Origin of the sequence: Aquabacterium sp., from assembly GCF_041915145.1 — a bacterium.
Taxonomy (GTDB): domain Bacteria; phylum Pseudomonadota; class Gammaproteobacteria; order Burkholderiales; family Burkholderiaceae_C; genus Aquabacterium.
Genome location: NZ_JAYSBZ010000008.1, coordinates 48,412 through 70,869, shown reverse-complemented (window position 1 = coordinate 70,869; position 22,458 = coordinate 48,412). Strand labels below are relative to the sequence as shown.

Genomic DNA, 22,458 nt, shown 5'->3' with positions numbered 1-22,458 from the left:
AAACATACGCCGACTATCGCGATCAGCTCCTGAGTTGGGAAGAGTGTGCGCCAATGGTTGCACCGTACTGCCAGCAATTGGGGTTTCCTGGTGAGTCGCAGGACTTCGTCACCAACCTGTGCGACTGGTTGACGCTGACTGCCGAGAAGGTGGATAAGGGATTTCCTGAGAACAAAGCCCTCGTCATTGACGACAGTGGCCAGCCAGTTCTCAAACGTCACGTTGCAAAAGAGCCGACTCCCTCTGCTCGTGCTCTGGAATCCACCGTTCTTGACCGCCTCAAAGAGCGCAACGTCATTGATGTGCTGTGCAATGTCGCTCATTGGACGGGGTGGAACCGACACTTTGGTCCGCTGTCCGGATCCGACCCCAAAATCGACAATCCAGGCGAGCGGTATATCCTGACCGCCTTCACATACGGTTGCAACCTAGGTCCAGCGCAGGCATCCAGGCATTTGCGCGGCGCTGTGACACCGCACATGCTGTCCTTCATCAACCGGCGTCATGCCAACGCCGATAAGTTGAACGCAGCCCTCAAGGACATCATCAATCGTTACCATGCGTTTGAATTGCCTAAAGTTTGGGGTGATGGGAAAACTGCGGCTGCCGATGGCACGAAGTTCGATATGTACGACCAGAACCTTCTGGCCGAGTACCACATTCGCTATGGGGGCTACGGTGGCATTGCTTATCACCATGTAGCCGACACCTATGTCGCACTGTTCAGTCACTTCATTCCATGTGGCGTATGGGAAGCCGTCTACATCATTGAAGGTTTGTTGCAGAACCACTCCGACATCCAACCCGATACCGTTCATGCAGATACGCAAGGACAGTCCGCACCGGTGTTTGCACTGGCATACCTACTCGGCATCAAGCTGATGCCTCGGATTCGCAACTGGCATGACTTGGTGTTTTTCCGCCCCAGCAAAGAGACGGCCTATCAGCACATTGATTCGCTGTTCACCGATGTGATCGATTGGAGCCTGATCGAGACCCATTGGAAGGATCTGTTTCGTGTCGTTCTATCGATCAAGGCGGGCAAAATCTCGTCGTCTACGCTGCTGCGCAAGCTGGGAAACTACAGCCGGAAAAATCGCCTGTACCAAGCATTTCGCGAGCTGGGCCGAGTTGTACGAACCGCCTTTCTGTTGCGATACATCTCCGACATGGAGTTGCGCGAACAAATCACAGCGACCACCAACAAGGTCGAGGCCTATAACGGGTTCTCGAAATGGCTGTTTTTTGGCGGGGAGGGAGTCATTGCAGACAACGATCCCGAGGAGCAGGAAAAAATCATCAAGTACAACGACCTGGTTGCCAATGCGGTCATTTTCCACAATGTGGTTGATCAGACGCGAATCATCCGGCAACTCAAGCAAGAGGGTGTCGAAGTGAAGCGGGAAGATGTCGCCACACTCAGTCCCTACATCACCAGCCATATCAAGCGTTTTGGAGACTACATCATCGACTCTGATGCAATCCCAGAGCCACTGGATACGTCACTGCAAATTTAAAGAGCTCAAGGTCAGCAAGGGCACGCTAAGTCCTGTTTTTGCACGTATGTCGGCTGTACCCCGATTTCATCCGCCAGTGGCGCCAAGGCGAGGGCCAAGCAGCATCGACACGTGCCTTCGTGCCCTTGTCGTTCGAGCTGGGCGAGGCATTCCAGTTTGACTGGAGCGAAGAGGGTCTGGTGGTGGGCGGCATCTACTACCGTCTGCAGGTCTCGCACATGAAGCTGTGTGCCAGCCGTGCGTTCTGGCTGGTGGCCTATCCAAGCCAGGGCCACGAGATGCTGTGCGACGCGCACACGCGCAGCTTTGCTGCGCTGGGCGGGGTGGCCCGACGGGGCATCTACGACAACATGAAGACGGCAGTGGACCAGGTCAAGAAGGGCAAGGGCCGAGTGGTCAACGCACGCTTTGCGGTGATGTGCGCGCACTACCTGTTCGACGCTGACTTCTGCAACGTAGCCAGCGGTTGGGAGAAGGGTGTCGTTGAGAAGAACGTGCAAGACAGCAGGCGGCGCATCTGGATCGATGCGGCCAAGCAGCGCTTTGGCTCCTTTGCCGAACTCAACGCCTGGCTGGGCGAGCGCTGCCGCAGCCTGTGGTCAGAGGTTCGCCATCCAGAGCATTCGCAGTTCAGCGTGGCCGAGATGCTGGAGCATGAGCGCGCCCATCTGATGTCGTAACCCTTGCTGGCACGGTTGCCGTACAGGTCGGTGATCTGCTCGACCAAGGTGACCACGGCCGGTGTCAACTGCAGCGGGGCGTCGCGGGTCTGCACTGACGCAGGGCCATGCGGCTCTTTTGTCAACTTATGCAGCACGGCAGCGTGAATCGTCGTCATCTTCTCTCCCCGAATTTTTGATGATGCGTTACCTCAAGTGCCAAACCGAGGCGACAGTGCAGTGACGGACTATTGAGCGCTAGCGTAGAACCTGGCTGGCTCAGAACATGAGCTACCAACTGACATTTGCCCGTTCAGGGTTCGCGCTGTTCCCAGCGACGCAGGCCGGCGCAAAGTTTAGGGTACCGCTGAGCAGGTAGTTCGGTCGAACATGATTGCGAGCATCCCCTCCATCCAAGGTCAAAGGGCTGCATGCTGCGGTGGAGCGGTCAGTCGATGCGCTTGAATCTAGGACCGCAAGCGCTGTGGCGCGAGAGTTCATGATCGGATGCCGATTCAGGCGATTGCCGCAACTCATTCCCGATCCGCCGACCGGCAGCTTTTGGGCCGCCCGACAGCGAATGGCTTATCCCTCGCGCTTCGCTTTGCTTCCGAAGAACAGACTCTCGGTAGATCAAACGGCGTGGCCCAAGTTGTGGATCAACTGCTCAAGGCGGTCTGACCAGCGAACGAAGTCAACTTGTGTCGCGTTACCAAAATTTTGACGCCGAACTTAAAGTGATTTGTGAGATGTCTCTCACAACAACTTATCGCGCAAACAATTTGTTGGGACTCGCAGAGCAAGTGTGCTGACACTGCATCAGCACCTCTTAACTAGTTGATTCGAAAGGCCAAGCGTTACCGGAATTTCGTTGTCCCGACACTATGTGTCGGGACAACAGAATTTTGGTAGCGGCCCCTGGGGTTTTGGTGACCAGAGAAACTGATAAACCGATTCAAAAGCTGGATGCGAGCAACGTCTTGAGAAACATGCCCTAGACCGTTTCCGCATCGCCAAACCCCCAGATTCGATAGACCCAGAAGCCTTCATCTTGCGCGATGCGGCGGCGCAGTTCTTCGGGTGAGAAGCCGGTGATGCGGCGGGTTTGGCGGCACAGGTGGGATTGATCGGCAAAGCCTGCGCCGCAAGCTACATCGCCCCAATTCACATCGCCCATTTCTTGCGCCAGCACCACATCGAAAAACGCTCGCTCGAGCCGCCCCTGGCCGCGCAGTTCGCGTAGCGGCTGGCCTGTCCAGAGCTTGATGCGGCGCTCGATCTGGCGCAGGCTGCGCCCCAGGCCAGAGTTGGCTGCACGCAGCGCCAGCCCGTCAGACCAATCGGCGATCAGATGGCCGGGGCCCGCACCGCCAGGGCGCACAGCCTGCCAGCGCGGGGCAAGAAACTGCTCGATGCAGGCGATGCGCTGATCGTCGCGGTCGAGCTCGAACACGCGCTGGCACATGTCGAGCCAGTCGTCGCTCAACAGGTCGCTGGCCGAGACTGTGCGATTGACAAAGTCGCTCACGTCAATGCCTGTCAGCAGACTCATGGCATCAGGCATGAAGCCCACCATCATGGCGTGCACCGGGCCGGGATTCCTCGAGACCAGCGGGCGGGTTTGCGGCCCGCTGAAAACCAGCCGGCCCGGCATGGGCAGAAAGGGGCAGCGCGGGGCGCCTTCCGTGGTGAGTTCGGTGAGCGCGCCCGTGCCAGAAAAGAACCATGAGAGCGTGCAGTGCGGCATCGCCGGAAAGTAGTTCACCCGCTGCGAATTGCTGAGCTCCACGGCTCGGGTATCGCGCACCGCGAATCCGCGCAAACAATGCGCCAGCGACACCCTGGGTAATCGCAGCCACGCGGTTGCAGGATCGACCATACAAGCAGATGCATCAGCGCCGGACATGAGCGCCAAGTGTAAGAAAGAAACCGTGCGCCGGAGCGGATGCCTTGCATGATCGATGTCGCAAACGTTCAATACGCATCCGAGACACGTCGTTAGCATCGCGGCGCGCTGTTCTTGTCGACCAACGATAGTGTTTGAGCTGGATTGATTCATCATGGCCTTGCCCCCACCCTCTTCGTCTGCGCCGCTGTTCGAGCTCTCGGGCATCGAGCGCGAATTCACGCTCGGCCAGACTCTGATCCGCGCACTGCGAGGCATCGATCTCACCATCGGGCGCGGCGAATTCGTCGCCATCTGGGGGCCATCGGGCAGTGGCAAATCCACCTTGCTCAATCTGCTGGGCCTGATCGACGCCCCCACGCGCGGGCGCATCACGTTCGACGGCGAGAACGTGCTGGCGCTGTCGGACAACGCCTTGTCTGATCGCCGCAACCACAAAGTGGGCTACGTGTTTCAGAGCTTCAACCTGGTGCCGGTGCTCACGGCGCTAGAAAACGTGATGCTGCCGCTGCAAATTCAGGGCGTGCCATCGGCGCAAGCGCAACAGCGCGCACGCACATGGCTGGGCAAGGTGGGGCTATCGGCCTTTGAGGGCTTTCGGCCTGATCGGCTCTCGGGCGGACAGCGCCAGCGCGTGGCCATTGCTCGAGCGCTGGCCGGCGAGCCGCAGCTGCTGATTGCCGATGAACCCACGGCCAACCTCGACTCGCGAACCAGCCACGAGGTGATCGATCTGATCGAGCAGCTCAACCGAGAAACCGGCGTCACCTGCATCTTCACCACGCACGACCCGCGGCTGCTGGGGCGCGTGCCGCGCCAGTTGCGGCTCGAAGACGGCCTGATCTCTGAAGACCGCTACCAAGACACCGCGCGCGAGGTGCACGCATGAACATCACCGCGAGCACCCTGAGCATGGCGTGGCGCAACCTGTGGCGCAACCGCAGGCGCAGCCTGGTAACGCTGGGCAGCCTGGCCTTCGGCTTCGCGGCGGTGTCGATCTTCGCGGGCTACACGCACGCGAGCTACACCGTGCTGGCCAACTCGGCGATCCATGCCGAAACGGTCGGCCACCTCACGATCAACCGCAATGGCTGGGTAACCGAAGGCAAGCTGCACCCCTCGCGCTACATGCTCACGGCCAGCGAAATCGAGCGCGTTACGCGCATCGTGCACGACACGCTGCCGGGCACGCACGTGATACCGCGCATGACGGCATCGGGGCTGCTGTCCAACGGCCGCACCAGCACCATCTTCGTGGCCGTGGGCATCCATCCGTCCGATCAGCTGATCTTGCGCGGGCCGTTTCGTGATGCGCCCGGCGCGCTCGACCCCACGCGGCCAGCCGGGGTATCGCTTTCGCAAGGTCTGGCCGACATCCTGGGCCTGCGTGTGGGCGACAGCGCCTCGGTGTTGTCGAGCACCATCCACGGGCAGGCCAACGCCGCCGATGTCGACATCACCGGCACGGTCAACACCGGCAACGTCGCCACCAACGACAAGCTCGCCATCATGCCGCTCGATCTGGCCCGCGAGCTGATGGATGCCAAGGGCCGGGCCGAGGTGCTGACGCTGCTGCTGCCATCGGCCCGCGCCCCCTCGACCAAACTCGACATCACGCAGCAACTGCTGCTGGCCTATGAGCAGAAATCGCCCGGCGAAGACGAATCGAATGCGATGCGCAACGCGCTCGACGCCAAGTTCAAGGCCGCCGGGCTCGATATGCAGGTACGCACCTGGCAAGAGATGTCGATGTTCTACCGACAAGTCAAAACGCTCTACGACATGATCTTTGCCTTGATGCTCTCGGTGGTGCTGGCCATCGTGGTGCTGTCGATCTTCAATGCGATGAGCATGGCGGTGGTTGAGCGCACGCGCGAGATCGGCACCCTGCGCGCCATCGGGTTGCGTCGCTGGGGCGTGATCCGCCTCTTTGTGCTCGAAGCCGTGATGCTGGTTGTGGTGGGCTCGCTCGCCGGGCTGGCGCTCACGGGCGTGGTGCGCTGGGGGGTGAACGCGGCAGACTTCCGCTACGTGCCGCCCGCCAGCACGCTGGCCGTGCCGCTCTACATCGGCTTTGATGCCGCACGCACCGCCATCGTGGCCCTGGTGCTTGCCTCGCTGGCCATCGTGGCCGCCTTCTTGCCCGCCCGCCGCGCCGCCCGCAACCTCATCATCGAATCACTCGGACACGTATGACCGCCACCACCGCATCCCCCCTGCTCCGCCCCCTCTCGCGCCTGAGCCTCGCAGCGCTCGTGCTGGCCGTCACGCTGAGCGCCACACCCGACACCGCACAGGCCGAGCCCGATGCCCAGGCCCTGGTGCGCAGCGCCGATCAGGCCCGAGGCGGTGGCCTGCCCGGGCTCGTCTGGGAGGTGCACCTCGTAAACACCGGCCGCACCATCGATGATCAGCCCGATGAGCGGGTGCGCGTGATGGCCACCGCCACATCGAGTCTGGCCGAGGTGATCGATCCACCCAACGTCAAAGGCTCGAAGATGCTGCAGGTGGATCGCAACATGTGGATGACCAAACCGGGCCTCAAAAAGCCCGTGGCCATCTCGCCGCGCCAACGCCTGAGTGGCCAGGCCGCCATCGGCGACATCGCCGCCACCAACTACGCCAAGGATTACGACGCCAAATACCTGCGCGACGAAACCATCGACGGCACCCCCTGCCATGTGCTCGAACTCACCGCCACCTCGCGACAAGCCACCTACGACCGCATCATCTACTGGGTGGCCGCTCAAAAAGGCGTGGCGGTGAAGGCCGACTTTCTTTCGCTTTCGGGCAAGAAGATGAAATCGGCCGAGTTCGATTACGACGCGCGCATCGTCATCAACGGCCGCACCATTCCATTCGTCAGCCGCATGCAGATCAACGATGCCCTGACCGATGCAAAAACCACCATGAGCTACAACAAGATCGTCGTCAAGCCCGTGCCCTCCTCAGAGTTTGACGTCGCCAATCTTCAATGACACTCGCCTGCCCATATGGCTCGCAACGCGCCATTCGTGCGCTCTGTTTGGGAGGCGCGCTCGGCTTGACGGGAGCATGGGCGACTGCGGCAGACGATCAGCCGATCGAATCACCTCCCGCGGCACACATGTCGACCGCGCTCGAATCGTGGGGCTACACGTCCCAGACACGGCTGCGCTCAGACAGCCCGATCAATCCGGACAACATCGTGCTGCGCGTTCCCGTTGAGCAAGCCGTGGCCGAATCGCGTCTGGGTTTGCGCTGGTCGCTGGACTCCACCGACGCGGTATTCGATTTCAGAGCTTGGGCGCAACGAAGCTGGCTGGGCCCAGAAACCAGCGGCGGTGTTCCTGATCACACGCAAAACCACAGCCAGGTCAATCTCACACAAGGATTTGTTCGAATCAAACGCGATGCCGACACGGTTGTTGCGGGCAGAGAACTGCTGACGTGGGGGCCCGCAACCTTCCGCTCACCCAGCAACCCCTTCTATTTCGATGCGGGGCGCACCCAACCCCTCGCTGCCATATCTGGCGTGGATCTAGTTCGCGCCACGCATGGCGCAGGCCCGTGGCGACTGACCTTGGGCAATGTGTTTGCTACCTCGGAAATCGCGCCCCCCATCCATCTGCCGCAAACCCGTTTTGCCAAGGTGGACTACCAAGGTGAAGGACATCTCATCAGCATCAACGTGGCGCTACGCGACCACGAACCAGGCTTTGTTGGCGCGTTTGCCCAATACGTTCCGAGCGACGAGTGGCTGCTTTACAGTGAAGTCGGCAACAGCAGTCTGCCCGCGCCCAGCGGCAACACCTGGCTCGCAGGCGCGAGTTACACCCTCGAAAACGGGCATGTGCTCACTGCCGAATGGCTGCACAACAGCGGCGGACTGCGTCCCAAGCAACTTGAGCAGCTATTCGACACCGCTCAACGAATTGAGGCACTTGCGCGTCACAACCCATTGCCGGGAAACGTCTGGCTTGGTGCGCTGCCTCAATCTTTGCTGGATCAGGCGCCGCGGCTGTTCGGTCGCAACTACCTCTGGCTGGGCTGGCAAAGCAACCCGCAAGACACCCGGCTGATCTGGCGCGCCGAGCTCACATCCAACATCACCGATGGCAGCGGAATGGCAATGCTCTACGTCGAGAAGAATCTCTGGACTCGACTCTCTGCCTTCGTCGTGCTTAGTCAAACAGGAGGCGGGCAGCGTACTGAATTCGGCTCCACGATAGACAGTCGATTGACGATCGGGGCGAAGGTCTTCGCGTTCTGAAAGACTCTATCCAAACAGATTGACTGCTCGCCGATCACCGTCAAGGGAGCACCTGTGAGCAGCCAGACTGCCCGCGCCGCAGGCAGATAGCGCCGGGCCCTGAAGCAAAAAAGCCTTGATTCCAAAAGGAATCAAGGCTTCATGCGCTTGCGGAATATATGGGGTGGCTGATGGGACTCGAACCCACGACAACAGGAATCACAATCCTGGACTCTACCAACTGAGCTACAGCCACCGTAGAGCCAAAAATTATAACGTGTATTGATGAAGAATATTCAAGCTCTATACAAGTTTATTTTCCAGAACTGCGGCTCGGTGCCTGATGCGGGTGCGCTCGACTACCGAGCTTGGGCATCAAGACCTTTATCGGTCGGCTTGTCGAGCTTGGCTTGGACGGCGGGCAATACCGCAACCTTGTAGCGGGACTTCAACGCATTGAAGTAGGACTGGCCTTCGGCTGCCGCCCACAGTTGCGCGAATTCACCGCTGGCAAGCTTGATCTGGTCGGCATTCATGTCTGACGACAGCACCTTGTTGACCTTGAGCACCACCGACCCTTGCTCAGGCACGTTGACAACCACCCATCCGGGCAACTTGTCAGCAGGCGCCTTGAGAGCGGCATCAATCAGCGCCGGTGGTAAATCTGCCGCCTGCCGACGTGATAGCACCACCGGTGCGCCGAGCTTGGCAGCATCTGGCGCCGTCTTCCAGGCATCTAATTGTCGTTGAGCGTCGTCGCGAGCCATCTGAAAAGCTTTGGCCGCCACCACGGCCGAACGCATCTGAGCCTTGACTTCATCAAAAGCGCGTTTGCGGGCGGCGCTGTAATGCGTCACACGACCGGCCACGATCTGGTTCGGTCCGATTTCGATTGCCTCGGTATTGCGCTTGTTCGTCACGTTCGACTGATCGAACAGGGTCTCCAGAAATTTGGCGTTGCTGAGCAGGCCAGCCGTCGCGCCGGAACTCGGCGCGCGCGTTACGGCATTGGCCTTCTGGATGGTCAGCTTGAGTTGATCAGCCACGGGCTGAAGGCTGTCTGCCTGCTCGTAAACCAAATTAGTAAAGCGCTCGGCGGCCTCGGCATACTGGCGCTGCGCCTGTTGCTTCTTGACTTCTGCCTCGATCTCTCCGCGGACGGAGTCGAACGAATGCACGTCGCCACCTCGCACGGCAGTGATCAGAATGATGTGATACCCGAAGTCACTCTCGACGAGATCGCTCAGTAGCCCGGGTTTGAGCGCGAACGCAGCATCATCGAAGGGCTTGGTCATCACGCCGCGCCCGATGAAGCCGAGATCGCCACCATTGGCCGCCGACCCGGGATCATCGGAATGGCGTTTCGCCAGCTCGGCAAAGCTGCTCGGGCTCTTCTTGATCTGCGCCAGCAAGCTCTCAGCCTTGGCTCGCGCCGCTTTGCGTTGATCGGACGTAGCGTTCGGATCGAGCTTGATCAGGATGTGCGACGTGCGCCGCTCCTCTGGCGAGGTATAGCGCTGCTTGACGTTCTGTTCGTAGAAATTGCGAAGCTCCGTCTCATCGACCTTGATACCGGCCTGCACTGCAGGCAAGTCGAGCACCACGTATTCGATGTCCGCCTGCTCAGGCGCCGTCAACAGGGCGGCGTGGTCTTTGTCGTCGTAGTACTTTTGCAACTCGGCATCAGTAGGCTGAATGCTGGCGGCGTAAGCCTTCGCATCGAAGCGCGCCAGTTGCACTTCGCGTCGCTGCATCACTGCCTCGAGCGCGACCTGATTGGCTACGGCGGGAGCGAACGCACTCGCGGTAATCCCACCGATGACTTGTTGCAGCGAATACTGCGTACGCAGTTGAGATTCGAGTTGCTGCGAGGTGCGGCCGCGGGCCTCGAGCAGGGTCTTGTTCCACTGACCTTCGGGCGTGAGGAAGGGGGTCAGTTGAGGGTCGCTGGAGATCAGGCGGGCCAGGCGGCTGTCAGGGACCACCAGATGGAGTTTGTCTGCAGCGGTCAGCATGACCTGCTCTTGCACCAATCCATCCAGGGTACGCTTTTTGAACATCGGCGTATCAAAGACCTTGGCATCGACGTTCGGCATCTGGGCACGGACGCGATCCGCCTCGGCGCGCTGAGTTGCATCCCACTGGGTTTGGGTGATTTTCTGACCGGCGACTGTGGCGATCGTGTCGGTATCGTCCATGAACTTGGAATAGCCCTGGATACCTACGGCGACAAAGCCCACCGCGATCAGTGGCAGCAACACGATCTGAATGACACGCGTGTGTTGTCGAACGAAATCTAACATCGGGGAACCCCATCAAGAACAAAGGCGAACCTCGGTTCGCCTTCATGTGCCACCCTGCTCATCAGGCGGCCAATTGCATGTCGCTGCGCTCTGATCCGGCGGTGGTGGGTGCTGAGGGGCTCGAACCCCCGACCTACGCCTTGTAAGGGCGCCGCTCTACCAACTGAGCTAAGCACCCCCGACGAGTCAGATCGCCGCGTCAGAAGCGACCGACTTAGTTGACCGCGTCTTTCAGTGCCTTGCCTGGGCGGAACTTGGGCACCTTGGCTGACTTGATCTTGATCGTGTCGCCGGTACGCGGGTTGCGGCCGCTGCGGGCAGCGCGCTTGGTGACAGCGAAAGTGCCAAAGCCCACCAACGACACGGTGCCGCCTTTTTTCAAGGTGGTCTTCACGCCGCCGATCACGGCTTCGAGTGCGCGCGCAGCAGCAGCCTTGGAAATATCGGCTTGCTTGGCGATGTGTTCAATCAAATCGGACTTGTTCACGAAGGTACCCCCTCTCAAGGCGTCTCACAACAGTCGAAGAGCCTGGTTTGACCGGGCCCGCAAAATGGGTCGCGCGCAATCGGAACTGGCTACGTGCCGGGCAGTTGCCAAGCATTTTTTAGCGGCCCGTATTGTCGAACGAGTGTGCATTCTATGCGGATTCGTGCGGCGCACTGCGGGATGCACACGCGTGGATGCTCGCTTGACAGGCGTTGAGCCTGTCGCCCAATCAACGCGCCTTGGCACGGATGGCCGGCAAGGCCTTTTGCAGGTAATAGACCATCGACCAGATGGTCAACACGGCTGCTACGTAGATCAACACCGTCCCCCACCAATGTGCGTTGATCGATCCGAGCAGTACGCCGTCGTGCAACAGCAGCGTGATCGCGACCATCTGCGCCGCGGTTTTCAGTTTGCCGAGCATGTGGACCGCCACGCTGGCCGAAGCGCCGATTTGAGCCATCCACTCACGCAATGCCGAGATGGTGATTTCTCGTCCGAGGATCACCAGCGCCACCAGCACATTCACCCGCTGAAGGTGCGCCAGAACCAGCAAGGATGCGCAAACCAGCAGCTTGTCTGCCACGGGGTCGAGAAACGCGCCGAACGCGGACGTTTGGTTGAGCTTGCGCGCTAGGTAACCATCTGCCCAATCGGTGAAGGCGACCAGGACAAACAAACCCGACGCGGCCTGATTGCGAACTTCCGCAGGCATATCGAGGTAGAAAAGCCCGGCTATCAGCGGGATGGCAACGATGCGTGCCCACGTCAATAAGGTGGGCAGATTGAAAAACATGTGCGGCTTCTTGGACATCGGGCTGACAGTGCCTCAGGCAACTAGCGTTCGCGGCTTGAAATGGCGAGCATTGTTAAACAAGAGTGTTTCAACGTGCTTCCAGGGTTGGGGCTCGTGCGTGACATCGCCAAACGGCTTGGCGCGCTTGATGGTATCGGGTTGCGCACCCTGATCGATCATGCCGGCCAGCAGATTCAACGCAAGACACGATAGATCTCCTCGGCCAGGTCTTTCGAAATGCCTTCGACGGTGCACAGCTCATCAATGCTGGCTGACGCCACCCCCTTGATGCCGCCAAAGCGCTGCAACAGGCGCGCGCGCCGCTTGGGCCCGACGCCAGGAATGTCCTCCAGGCGACTGCCCCCCGTGCGAACGCTGGCACGGCGCGCGCGCATGCCGGTGATGGCGAAGCGGTGCGCTTCGTCGCGGATCTGGGCCACCAGCATCAGCGCCGCCGATGTCGACTCCAACTGCAGCTTGGGGCGTCCGTCGGCGAAGACAAGTTCCTCCAGCCCGACTTTACGGCCCTCGCCCTTCTCAACACCGACGATGATCCCGAGGTCGAGCCCCAGTTCCTCGAATACATCACGCGCCATCGCCACCTGGCCCTTGCCGCCGTCGACCAGCACCAGATCGGGCATGCGTGCGCCGCTCTTGGCGCTGGACACCACGTCGGCGCCAGGTTCGGCATCGGGGGCGCGCGCCACTTCGGCGAGCTTGGCGTAACGCCGCGTCAGCGCCTGGCGCATCGCGGCATAGTCGTCGCCCGGGGTGATGCCGTCGATGTTGTAGCGACGGTATTGCGACGACTGCATCTTGTGCCCCTGGTAGACGACGCAAGACGCCTGAGTGGCCTCGCCGGCGGTGTGGCTGATGTCGAAGCATTCGATGCGCAGATCATCCAGGCCATCGGCTTCGAGATCGAGCGCTTCGGCCAGCAGGCGCGTGCGCTCTCGCTGCGAGCCTTCTTCGGACAGCAGGCGTGCCAGCGCCAGCTCACACCCCTTAATCGCCATTTCGAGCCAGGCGCGACGCTGCTCGTGCGGCTGCATGACCACGATAATCTTGTGCCCGCTCTGCTCGGCCAAGGCGTCGATCAAGGCGGGGTCCACCGCCTGACTCAGGATCAGGACACCCGGCACGCCGCCGCCGAGGTAGTGCTGCGACATGAACGCTTCGAGCACGCTCTGCTCGGGCGAGCGGGCCGCCGCGCCCGCAACGCCAGCGTCAGCGCCGCCCTCGCCGTCTCCGGCCGCCTGCGCATCGACGCCCTCCTGCACATGGACCGGGAAGTACGCCCGGTCACCCAGGTGCCGCCCGCCGCGCACCATCGCGAGGTTCACGCAGGCGCGGCCGCCGTGCAGCTTGATGGCCAGGATGTCCACGTCGCGGTCGTCCACCGATTCGACCGCCTGCTGCTGCAGCACGCTGGCCAGCGACGCCAGCTGGTTGCGGATGTCGGCCGCCTGCTCGTACTCCAGCCGCTCGGCGTGAGCCATCATGCGCTCTTGCATGGCCGCCATCACCTCGTGCTGCTCGCCGCGCAGGAAGCGCTCCACGTTCAACACGCTCTGGGCGTAGTCCTCGGCGCTGATGGCCTCGACGCACGGCCCCGAGCAGCGCTTGATCTGATACAGCAGACACGGTCGCGTGCGGTGGTTGAAGACGGTGTCTTCGCAGGTGCGCAGCTGAAACACCTTCTGCAGCAGCTGGATGGTCTGCTTGACGGCCCAGCCGTTGGGATACGGCCCGAAGTAGCGGTGCTTCTTGTCGACCGCGCCCCGGTAATACGCCATGCGCGGGAAGCGATGCGACGCGATCTTGAGATAGGGGTAGCTCTTGTCGTCGCGAAACAGAATGTTGAAGCGCGGGTTGAGCGTCTTGATGAGGTTGTTTTCAAGAATCAGCGCCTCAGCTTCGGTACGCACCACGGTGGTTTCGAGCCGGTGGATGCGCGTCACCATCAGGCCGATGCGGGTGCCGTCGTCCTGGCGCTGGAAGTAGCTGCTGACGCGCTTCTTGAGGTTGCGCGCCTTGCCCACGTAGAGCGGCTCGCCCGCCGCGTCGAAGTAGCGATAGACCCCGGGCAATGACGGCAGGGCCGCCACCTCGCTCAGCAGACGCTGCCACACGGCCTCGTCCTGCCGGGTCGCCGGCCCCGCTTCGGGCTCGGCATTCACCATCGTGACCGGCGCAAGGCTCGGCGCAACGGACGAAGGCGCGTCGGCATCAGGCGGCATCGATTGGGGGCGCTTGCTCATGCGCAAATTGTGCGGCACCCGAGCCGCGCCTGCGCCCCTCGATAATCCGCGCATGCTTTGGGATGTGTTTTGCCGCGTGATCGACAACCACGGCGACTTGGGCGTGTGCTGGCGCCTGAGCGCCGATCTGGTCGCGCGCGGCGAGCAGGTTCGACTGTGGGTGGACGATGCCAGTGCCCTGCGCTGGATGGCGCCCCAAGGCTGCCCGGGTGTCGAAGTGCACGAATGGCCCGAAGCATGGCCCGCTGAATCGACCGTCGAGCCAGGCGACGTGGTGGTGGAAGCGTTCGGGTGCAACCCGCCCGATGCTTTCGTGGCGCGCATGCAGCGGCCATGTCCGCCCGTCTGGATCAATCTCGAATACCTGAGCGCCGAAGATTACGTCGAGCGCAGTCATCAGCTGATGTCGCCCGTGTTCAGCGGGGTCGGAGCCGGCTTGAAAAAGTGGTTCTTCTACCCGGGCTTCACGACGCGTACCGGGGGGCTGCTGCGCGAGCCCGATCTGCTGCCCCGGCGTGCCGACTTCGATCGCGTGGCCTGGCTGGCCCGACACGCCACGGCGCCCCTGCCGAGCGAGCAAGTGGTGTCGCTGTTTTGCTATCGGCCCGCACCGGTGTCGGAGCTGCTGGCGCAACTGAGCACGCCGACCTTGCTGCTCGTCACCCCCGGGATCGCCACCGAGCTCGTCAACGCCACCCTGCCTGCGCAAATCCAAGCCGAACAGACGCGGAGCAGCGGCCTGGTGCGCGTACATGCCTTGCCGCATTTCTCGCAACGCGAGTTCGACGCCCTGCTCTGGAGCTGCGATGTGAATTTCGTGCGCGGAGAAGACTCATTCGTGCGCGCGCAGTGGGCAGGCGTGCCGATGGTCTGGAACATCTACCCGCAAGACGACGGCGTGCACGCCGGCAAGCTGGATGCCTTCTTGCGCCGCTACACCGCTGGCGCAAACCCGGCAACCGCCGAGGCGATGCGCCGCTGCTGGCATTGGTGGAACGGGCTGGGCGCCTTGCCCGCCGGTGCGCTGGCTACGTCGGGCTGGCGCGAGATCGCAAGCACCTGGCAGCAATCGCTGGTGCGTCAACCCGATCTGACAACGCAACTGCTCGCGTTCGTGCAAACCCGGCGAACCGCTTGAGCATGGTCCTCGCTGGCGTCAGATCCCAGCCATGGTGCCGAGAAGGCTGACGACGTTCGGGGTGCCCAACCCTGTCACCAAGTCATAGTTGATCGACGCCGAGCAACCGGCACCACACTTGCCATTGGTGCCCGAACTCACGTCCAGCCATGCAGCCTTGTAGATGGCGGTTGATGCGGCCGTGCCGTACAGGGCCTGCTGAAAGGCCGTGCCACTGAACACCGGCTTGCCGGCCAGCGCCCGCACGCCGTCGATGATGCTGACCAGCGCCGCCCACTGCGGCGTACCCGCGCTGGTGCCGCCCACGCTCAGGTAGCCCTTGCCGGACATGTACACGTAGAAGCCCGAGTAGGGGCTGGCGTTGTAGGCCACATCGGGCACCCCACGGCGCATCTTGGCGGCATTGGCCAGGGTGTTGGCCGGATTGCCAACAATGCTGACGCTCGACTGCCAGGCCGGCATGACCACATAAGCGCTGCGCCCGCCGCCACTGCCGCTCCAGCCCACCTCTGCACGTGGCGACACGTTGTTGAGCTGCGTGCCACCCACGGCCAGCACATTCCTCGATGAGGCGGGCCAGCTCACGCCGGCGCCGTTGTCTCCCGTCGCCGCGACCCAGGTCACCCCAGCGCCCCCCATCACCCAATCAAACGTGGGCGCCGACGAAAACTCCGGCGCGCCGAACGACATCGACACCGTTCTCGCCCCCAGCTTGCTGGCAAACAGCATTGCATTCATCAGATCGTTGCCGCTGGCCGAGGCTGCCTCCACCAGCACGATCTTGGCTTTGGGCGCCATGGCGTGAGCCCACTGCACGTCCAGCGCTATCTCGACGGCCCACGCGGCGTTCACCGCCGGAGGGTTGGCCGCCTGAGCCCCAGCCGAATTCACGTAGAGCGTCTGGAAGGTGCAGCCGTTACCCGCTGCCGGCTTGCTCACCAACGCACTGATCGCCACCTTGGGTTGGTAGACCGTCGGCAGCAAAGTGCAAGCCGGCAAGCCGAACTTGGCGGAGAACGTGTTCAGGTCCACCCCGGCCGTTGCGTGGTGGAAGGCATCCAGGATCACGATGATCTGCCCAGCGCCCTGGTAGACCGATTTGTTGGCGAGCGTGCCGTCGGGCAAAGCAGCGAAGCCATAGGCCTGACGAATCTGCGCCGGGGTGTAGACCGATACCGTCGCTGCACCTGCGGCAGGGTTCAAGCCGAGCCCGCCCAGATTCACGACGCCGGCTCCCGCGCTGTCACGCGACGCCGCGGCAACACCGCCACCCTTGCTCACCGTGTCCAACGACACTTGCACCTGGGTCGGCGGCAAGGCGGCCGAGGCCTTTTGGCCATCGGCATCGATATCGCCGGGCGTGGGAACCGATGCCACATACAAGCGCGGCGGCTGCACGGGTTGAAGATCGGCCGGCGCCACCACCGGATGATCACGCCGTGCATCCGTCTCTTCGCCCGACTGGATGCCCCACATGGCGGCCAGCGACCGCGGCGTCGACGTTGTCGCCCCCGACCATGCCGGCTCGGCCGACACAACGGCTTGTTGCTGATAGCCAGCCTGTGCCGACTGCTCGAAGCGGGTCGGCATCGGCAACGCGGTGAACGGAGAAACCGTCTGCGGATTCACTGATGAGAGCGCGCCGCCAGGCCGAGACGTTTGAACCGGTGCGGGGCGAGCGCTGTCGTGCTCCTCGCCAAACGAGACCCCGATCACCGCGATGGCGCCCGCCAACGTGACCAATGCCACCAAGGGGTGGCGCGTCGCCAAAGATGAAATGCGTTGGAGCGGCTTGGACTTCATGTTGCGGGCCTCGCTACGTTGTGTCTGACGGGCCCGCAAGAACCCACTCGACGTGAGTCCGCGATCTGCAACCCCGCTGGCGTAGACCTTGAGTCAGTAGCCCGGAAGCTTTGCGTCCCCGGCTTTCACCGGGTTTGCCCATGAACTTCACTTTATGGGCACACACATAGTGATCGCAACGAGTGGTTACAACCGCAAGGCAGCTTGCGTGAACGACGTCACCAACATCGACAGGCTCCACGCCAATGAAAACGGGGCCAGCTGGCCCCGTCGTTACGCGTCAGACAGCGCGAATCAAGGCGCGAAGAAATGCTTGATCGGTGCCAGCACTTCGAATCGCTGCACGGCCAAGGGTCCAAACGCCACGATCGACAAGCCCGCCGCCATCACGGTGGACGGCAGGATCCAGCGTTCGTAGCGGCGGAAGAACGACTGCCCTCGCACCTCGTGATCGGCCTTCAGGATTTCTTCTTCGCCAATCACCTGCCGAGTCAACAACTGGTTCAGCGCCACCGGCGGCATCAGGTAACCGAGCTCGAATGCCACCAGCACCATCATCCAGAAATGGACAGGGTCGATGCCGTTGCTGTACGCGATGGGCGCCATCGTGCCCGACACCAGGATGATGGCCCCGAACGGGTCCATGAAAATCCCCAGAATCACCTTGGTGACGACCAGGAAGGCCATCGCCAGCCAAATGTTCGGGAAGGTCTTGGGCGCCATCTCCATCACATCGGAGCGCTCGACGACCCCGCCCACGGCCAGCGAAATGGTCATCAACATGATGAGCGCGCCGATGTGACCGATGGCTTCGTTGGTCGCGGCGCGAACCGAAGCCTCGACGCCATCTTGTCGGTCAATGCCATGGATGGGGTGATGCGGATGCTTGCCCACGTGCTTGCGGCGGCTGGTGGTCCACTTGTCGAAGACGAGCACGGCCAGCATGATCACCGGCATGATGGTCGGCGCGGTGACCTCGTTGAGCTTGGTGTCGAAACCGAACTCGTAGACCGCAATCACGGCCAGCACGATCGCCACATACGGCAGCGTATGCACGGCCTGACGCAGCATCTGCGGGATGGCCTTGGCCGGCGCCTCGATGCTGGCGCGCTTGGTGCGCTGCAACTGCGACGCCAGGAAGAACAAGGTCGACGTCAACAAGAAGACGTACCCCCCCCAGTGGTACAGCATGTTGGTGGTGACCTGCTTGTTGTAGGCCGCTATCAGCACCACCAGCAAGCACGGCCGCAACACCACGCCCAATGACCCCGACATGGCCGTGGCAGCCAGCGCGAACTGGCGCGAGCCCCCGACCGCGCGGATCTCGTGATAAACGATGCCACCGGCCGCAATCACCAGAATGCCCGAGGCGCCGGTGTAGGCCGTGGGCAGCGCAGCGGCCAGCAGCACGATGTAGGTCAGCAGCTCCGGCGAAAAGCGCCAGGGTCGCACGACGTTCATGAACAGGTCGACGATACGACTTTGCTTGAGCAGCATGCCCGACCAGATGAACAAGGCCAGGTTCAGGAAGATGACCGGCAGATCCAGCAGTCGGTTGACCTGAATGGCCAGACCCGACTCATGGCCGTGTGCAAAAAAGTAGATGCCAGAAACCAATGCAAGCTGCGAAAACAGCGGCACCGCCAGCAACGCGTGCTGCCACGAGCCCTCGGGCGCATCGGCCGGCGCACCGCTGCGGCCGAAGATGCGGACCACGTTGATCAGCAGCAAGGTGCCAAACAGGATCATCCAGAGGAAGTAGATCACCGGGTGCTCCACCTCCAGGCCCGAACCCTTCGAGATCTGGTAGTAGCGCACCGACGAGTACAGCAAGAAGGCCGAAGCGATGCTCATGACCACCGCTTGCAACTTGAAGTCCTTCTTGAAATGCGGCGGCCGGATGCAGATGTGATGGTGACCCAGCGTGGTGGTGATGGCGGCAATGCCCACCAGCAGCAGCAGCATCAGCGTGCGGTTCTCGGTGCCGAGCTGGAACAGCGCGAAAAAGCTGGTCTCCACTGTTCGGTAGGCCTTCACCTGCGGCGTCATGTGGCTGACGATTCGCTGGTAGACGTCGTGCTTGAACTGGCATTCGGCCGTGGACGACACCAGAGATTTGCGCAGCACCTCCGGGTCTTGCTTGACGTCGCCAAACAGCGCGTCGACGTCGTCACCGCCAGCCGGCTTGGTCTGCGACAGCTGACGCTGCACCTCGGCATCGATATCGATCTTGGGGTTGCAGGCCGGCGCGGTAGGGTCGGCCCGCAGCATGAAGTACTGCACGCCGTGCGCCGTGTCACCGAACATCGACTCACCCAGGCGCAACAACTGCCCGTGAACCATCTCCCCGGTACCGATGATCAGCGTCAACAACAACAACGAGAAGATCGGCAGGCTCGAGAACCATTCGCCGAGCGTGCGGCCAAGGTAGGTACGGGAAGCTTTGTTCATGGGGTACTCAAAAATACAAAAACTACTGTGTGTGCTGCCGCAAGAAACAGCACAAAGGGGGCGCATGCCCCCTTTTGCCCGAACGGCGCAGTGCTGAACGCCTAAGTCGGCGTCAATTGGCGCCGACTTCAGTTTTGGTGGCGCATTCAGAGTCTGCGGGGTTGGTGCTGCATCGCACGCGCTTGATGATGTTCAAGCCACGCTTGTCATACAGACCCTTCTCGCCCATCTCGATGCGCGACTCACGCAGCATCAGGGTGTACTTGACCGCGTCTTGCGGCGAGAGCTCGTACCATGTGGCGGCCGGAATGCTGCTTTCGGCGTTGCGGATCAGACCCATGGCGCGATCGAACTGCGACAGCCAGTATTGGCGCGATTTTTCACCAAATCCTTCAGGGAACTTGGTCTTGTTGACGATGACCTGATACGTCAGGATCAGCAACGGGAAACGATGGATCGCGCCCTTGGTGCCGATGCCCTTGTAGAGTTCCAGCGGCTTGTAGGCCAGCGCTGGAGCGCCAATGAAGTCCACCGATCCGTTGTTGAATTTGGTCGCGAACGTGGTGATGTCGGCCGAGACGGGTTGCGCGCCGATCTTCTGGATCATCACCGCCTGCGCCTTGTCGTAATCGAACGCAGCCATCTTCTTGCCAGCCATGGCTTCGACCGAATTGATCTTGCGGTCGTTCACAACCGGATAGGCAGCGCCCAGCGGAATGATGCCGGCCACTTCGTAGTTGCCCTCCAGCATCATCTTGCCGGCTGCCGGCGATGCGAAGGTTTGAATGATCTTGCGCACGACATCGTAGCTACTGGCCATGTCGATCTTGCCGTCGCGAACGATGGTGGTCGAGCCCAGCGTGTCGATGGAACCCGCCGTCTGGTTGAACTGGCGGGTACGCAGCCCGGTGGCAATCACGGCGTCGCACTGACCGGTACGGAAGTCTTCGGTCGCGACGCGTTCGTCGGTGTAGCCTTTCAGTTCCAGGCTGGCGCCGCTTTTCTGCATGGCCAGTGCATAGTCCTTGGCCAGGTTGAAAACATCGCCTGCCGCTCCCACCACGTCATAGACACAAACCTTTTGGCTGGCCTGCGTCGCCGTGGCTGCTGCAGCGACCAGTCCGCAAACGATCATGCGGTGTGTGAGCTTTTTCAAAATGTGCATGTTGCCTTTCCTCGATAAACCTTCGTGCTGTTCGAGAGCTTCCCGCGCTCTCGGCCAATGAACTCAGGCGCGACCTTGGCCGCGCCTGGCGTCGTTGTTATTTCGTGTCCAGGAAATTGTCGACGTCGGCTGATGCTGTCGAATCGTCCCAGAACTTGCCCAGGCTGGCCGTTGGCGTGCGGGTGCCGGCGTTTTGCGTCCACAGACGGTCGGACACACCCAGAATGAGCGAGGCCGAGATTTCATCGAGAAAGCGATATTCCTTGTTCGGGTGATAGTCCTTCACCGACGCGAAACGACGGATGATGGCCTTCAAGCGGTCTTTGTCGTCGGCAGATTGGGCGCTGATGGCCGCCATCACGTGCGCCAGTCGAACCCCTTTGACTTCACCCAGCATCATGGCTTTGTCGAAAGCGCCCTTGACATCCTTGCCTTCCGACGCGCCCGGCACCGACGACCACACAACGGCTTTCAAGGCCAGGGGCGCACCCCACCACTTTTCGTTGGACAGGCATTCCATCGCGGCGCCAACCTTGGGCGGGATGTCGGTGGGCACACCAACCGCCTGCTGAGACGCGATGTCGTTCTGGATGGCTTGCAAGCCGGCGATCGTGCCGAGCAGGTAATCGAGTTCGTCGATTTCACGCTTGAAGCCGGGACACTTTTCGCCGTACTTCACGGAGTACTCGCGCTCGATGTGCTTGCGCATGCGCTCAAACGACGCGTATTGGCGACGCGCCGAGATTTCAAGCCAGCGCTTCTGCGCGATACGAGCGTCCAGTGCTTCGTCTGATCGCTTCTCGCGCTGGGCGCGCATGTAACGAAGCTCTTCTTCGGTCGCCTGTGCATCGGAGCACACGGCGGCGCCTGTCAGCAGCACGGACTCCATCAGGTTGGGATCGCCATAAAACCCGCGCATGCCCGCCATCAGCGGCATCAACGCCACCGTGCTGGAGCACCCCATATTGACGTCATCGATCTTCTGAAACTCAGGCGAGATCCTTTCTTCGATCAAATGCAAGGCGGTATTGGTCATCGAGCGCTCAACCGTGGCGCAACCAGTCATGAGCGACGACGCCAAGGCAAATCCAGCCAAGACCAATAATTTGGTCAACCTCAATTTCATCTCTTGTCTCCTGTAGGGAATGACATGGGGTTCATCAACGCCCCCCACCTCAAGCTCCGTGTTTATGAGTTCTTGGCGATCGAATGAATACGATTGAAAACCCGAATGGAGTAGCTCAACAACACTCGCAAACGACACCACCGCACCGTGCGAGCAGTGCGTTTCACCCATTCGAGACCGGGCCATTTGCGCCTTTGCGCAAACCTTCAATTTCACAAGTCGCCGCCCGACGAGTCGCCTCACGCCAAGGCGATTCGCCCTTGATAGACGATTCGCAAGCAACCTTTGAATTGGCCCGCATGGTATGGGCACACCCTATACCACCCGATAGATGCAAACCCTCCCCTCCAATCGCGGGGTATCTCTGGTTTGAATTCTGGTTGGTTGATTGACCTGTCGAACGATTACGTAACCCGACCTGGGTGTTGCTGTGCAGCACAGGATTCCCCGCAGCCAGAATGTCAGTCCTCGTTCAGATCGAGACAGCTAGCATTCGAGCGCCGCGTCTCACATCCACCTCTTGGCTGTATGCAACCACACTCACTCTTTTTCTCATCCGGCAGCCCGACTCTCTGGTGCTGTTTGCTGCTCGCTGGCCCGCTGTGTGCATGCGTA

General features: G+C 61.3%; 16 protein-coding genes, 2 tRNA genes, 1 pseudogene and 1 riboswitch. Of the genes and pseudogenes, 7 read left to right on the top strand and 12 right to left on the bottom strand.

Annotation, left to right across the window (positions count from 1 at the left end; genetic code table 11):
* Together ACE3SS_RS02930 and istA are read left to right on the top strand one after the other, a co-directional pair.
* A partial coding sequence (locus tag ACE3SS_RS02930; RefSeq protein WP_374591132.1) for a transposase occupies window positions 1–1,517 on the top strand: 1,517 nt, incomplete at its 5' end.
* Between the two features lie 62 nt (window positions 1,518–1,579).
* A pseudogene (istA, locus tag ACE3SS_RS02925) lies at window positions 1,580–2,191 on the top strand (IS21-like element ISJsp3 family transposase); the annotation flags it as partial.
* Window positions 2,192–3,170: 979 nt separating this feature from the next.
* On the opposite strand, the gene ACE3SS_RS02920 reads toward istA, so the two are convergent.
* Complete coding sequence (locus ACE3SS_RS02920; RefSeq protein WP_374256976.1) at window positions 3,171–4,238, bottom strand: helix-turn-helix domain-containing protein; 1,068 nt, start codon at window positions 4,236–4,238, stop codon at window positions 3,171–3,173.
* Between ACE3SS_RS02920 and ACE3SS_RS02915 the strand changes: the two genes are divergently transcribed.
* The 4 genes from ACE3SS_RS02915 to ACE3SS_RS02900 all read left to right on the top strand — a co-directional run bounded on the left by ACE3SS_RS02915 (window position 4,237) and on the right by ACE3SS_RS02900 (window position 8,334).
* Window positions 4,237–4,971: an ABC transporter ATP-binding protein gene (locus ACE3SS_RS02915; RefSeq protein WP_374256978.1), complete on the top strand. Its 735-nt coding sequence runs from the start codon at window positions 4,237–4,239 to the stop codon at window positions 4,969–4,971. The genes ACE3SS_RS02920 and ACE3SS_RS02915 overlap by 2 nt on opposite strands.
* Entirely contained in the window at window positions 4,968–6,278 is a 1,311-nt protein-coding gene (locus ACE3SS_RS02910) for an ABC transporter permease (RefSeq protein WP_374591127.1), read from the top strand. The genes ACE3SS_RS02915 and ACE3SS_RS02910 overlap by 4 nt, the downstream gene beginning before the upstream one ends.
* Complete coding sequence (locus ACE3SS_RS02905; RefSeq protein ID WP_374591125.1) at window positions 6,275–7,060, top strand: outer membrane lipoprotein-sorting protein; 786 nt, start codon at window positions 6,275–6,277, stop codon at window positions 7,058–7,060. Before ACE3SS_RS02910 ends, ACE3SS_RS02905 begins: the two co-directional genes overlap by 4 nt.
* 128 nt (window positions 7,061–7,188) lie before the next feature.
* The gene (locus ACE3SS_RS02900) at window positions 7,189–8,334 is read left to right on the top strand and encodes a hypothetical protein (RefSeq protein WP_374591122.1); all 1,146 of its coding nucleotides are present in this window, start codon (window positions 7,189–7,191) and stop codon (window positions 8,332–8,334) included.
* A gap of 159 nt (window positions 8,335–8,493) precedes the next feature.
* Here ACE3SS_RS02900 and ACE3SS_RS02895 read toward each other — a convergent pair.
* The 7 genes from ACE3SS_RS02895 to uvrC form a co-directional block, all read right to left on the bottom strand.
* A tRNA-His gene (locus ACE3SS_RS02895) sits at window positions 8,494–8,569 on the bottom strand.
* A gap of 103 nt (window positions 8,570–8,672) precedes the next feature.
* A complete protein-coding gene (locus ACE3SS_RS02890; protein ID WP_374591119.1) occupies window positions 8,673–10,616 on the bottom strand; it encodes a SurA N-terminal domain-containing protein in 1,944 nt (647 codons plus the stop codon).
* Between the two features lie 102 nt (window positions 10,617–10,718).
* Window positions 10,719–10,794: transfer RNA gene (locus ACE3SS_RS02885), tRNA-Val, on the bottom strand.
* A 36-nt stretch (window positions 10,795–10,830) separates the two neighbouring features.
* The gene (locus ACE3SS_RS02880; RefSeq protein WP_374591116.1) at window positions 10,831–11,103 is read right to left on the bottom strand and encodes an HU family DNA-binding protein; all 273 of its coding nucleotides are present in this window, start codon (window positions 11,101–11,103) and stop codon (window positions 10,831–10,833) included.
* 229 nt (window positions 11,104–11,332) lie between these two features.
* Window positions 11,333–11,899 (bottom strand): CDP-diacylglycerol--glycerol-3-phosphate 3-phosphatidyltransferase, encoded by a 567-nt coding sequence (gene pgsA, locus ACE3SS_RS02875; protein ID WP_374591113.1) that lies wholly within the window; start codon window positions 11,897–11,899, stop codon window positions 11,333–11,335.
* 33 nt (window positions 11,900–11,932) lie between these two features.
* A complete protein-coding gene (locus ACE3SS_RS02870) occupies window positions 11,933–12,097 on the bottom strand; it encodes a hypothetical protein (RefSeq protein WP_374591110.1) in 165 nt (54 codons plus the stop codon).
* Window positions 12,094–14,082 carry an excinuclease ABC subunit UvrC gene (uvrC, locus tag ACE3SS_RS02865; RefSeq protein ID WP_374591138.1) on the bottom strand — a complete coding sequence of 663 codons (1,989 nt, stop codon included), beginning with the start codon at window positions 14,080–14,082 and terminating at the stop codon, window positions 12,094–12,096. The genes ACE3SS_RS02870 and uvrC overlap by 4 nt, the downstream gene beginning before the upstream one ends.
* A gap of 130 nt (window positions 14,083–14,212) precedes the next feature.
* On the opposite strand from uvrC, the gene earP reads away from it, so the two are divergent.
* Entirely contained in the window at window positions 14,213–15,298 is a 1,086-nt protein-coding gene (gene earP / locus ACE3SS_RS02860) for an elongation factor P maturation arginine rhamnosyltransferase EarP (RefSeq protein WP_374591108.1), read from the top strand.
* 18 nt (window positions 15,299–15,316) lie between these two features.
* Here earP and ACE3SS_RS02855 read toward each other — a convergent pair whose 3' ends face one another.
* The 4 genes from ACE3SS_RS02855 to ACE3SS_RS02840 form a co-directional block, all read right to left on the bottom strand.
* Window positions 15,317–17,101, bottom strand: a complete 1,785-nt coding sequence (locus ACE3SS_RS02855) for a S53 family peptidase (RefSeq protein WP_374591105.1) — start codon at window positions 17,099–17,101, stop codon at window positions 15,317–15,319.
* A 63-nt stretch (window positions 17,102–17,164) separates the two neighbouring features.
* A riboswitch (cyclic di-GMP riboswitch) is annotated at window positions 17,165–17,250 on the bottom strand.
* 145 nt (window positions 17,251–17,395) lie between these two features.
* Window positions 17,396–19,552 carry a TRAP transporter large permease subunit gene (locus tag ACE3SS_RS02850; protein WP_374591102.1) on the bottom strand — a complete coding sequence of 719 codons (2,157 nt, stop codon included), beginning with the start codon at window positions 19,550–19,552 and terminating at the stop codon, window positions 17,396–17,398.
* Between the two features lie 112 nt (window positions 19,553–19,664).
* Window positions 19,665–20,717 carry a putative solute-binding protein gene (locus tag ACE3SS_RS02845; protein WP_374591099.1) on the bottom strand — a complete coding sequence of 351 codons (1,053 nt, stop codon included), beginning with the start codon at window positions 20,715–20,717 and terminating at the stop codon, window positions 19,665–19,667.
* A 97-nt stretch (window positions 20,718–20,814) separates the two neighbouring features.
* Complete coding sequence (locus ACE3SS_RS02840) at window positions 20,815–22,014, bottom strand: hypothetical protein (RefSeq protein ID WP_374591096.1); 1,200 nt, start codon at window positions 22,012–22,014, stop codon at window positions 20,815–20,817.
* Between the last annotated feature and the right edge of the window lie 444 nt (window positions 22,015–22,458).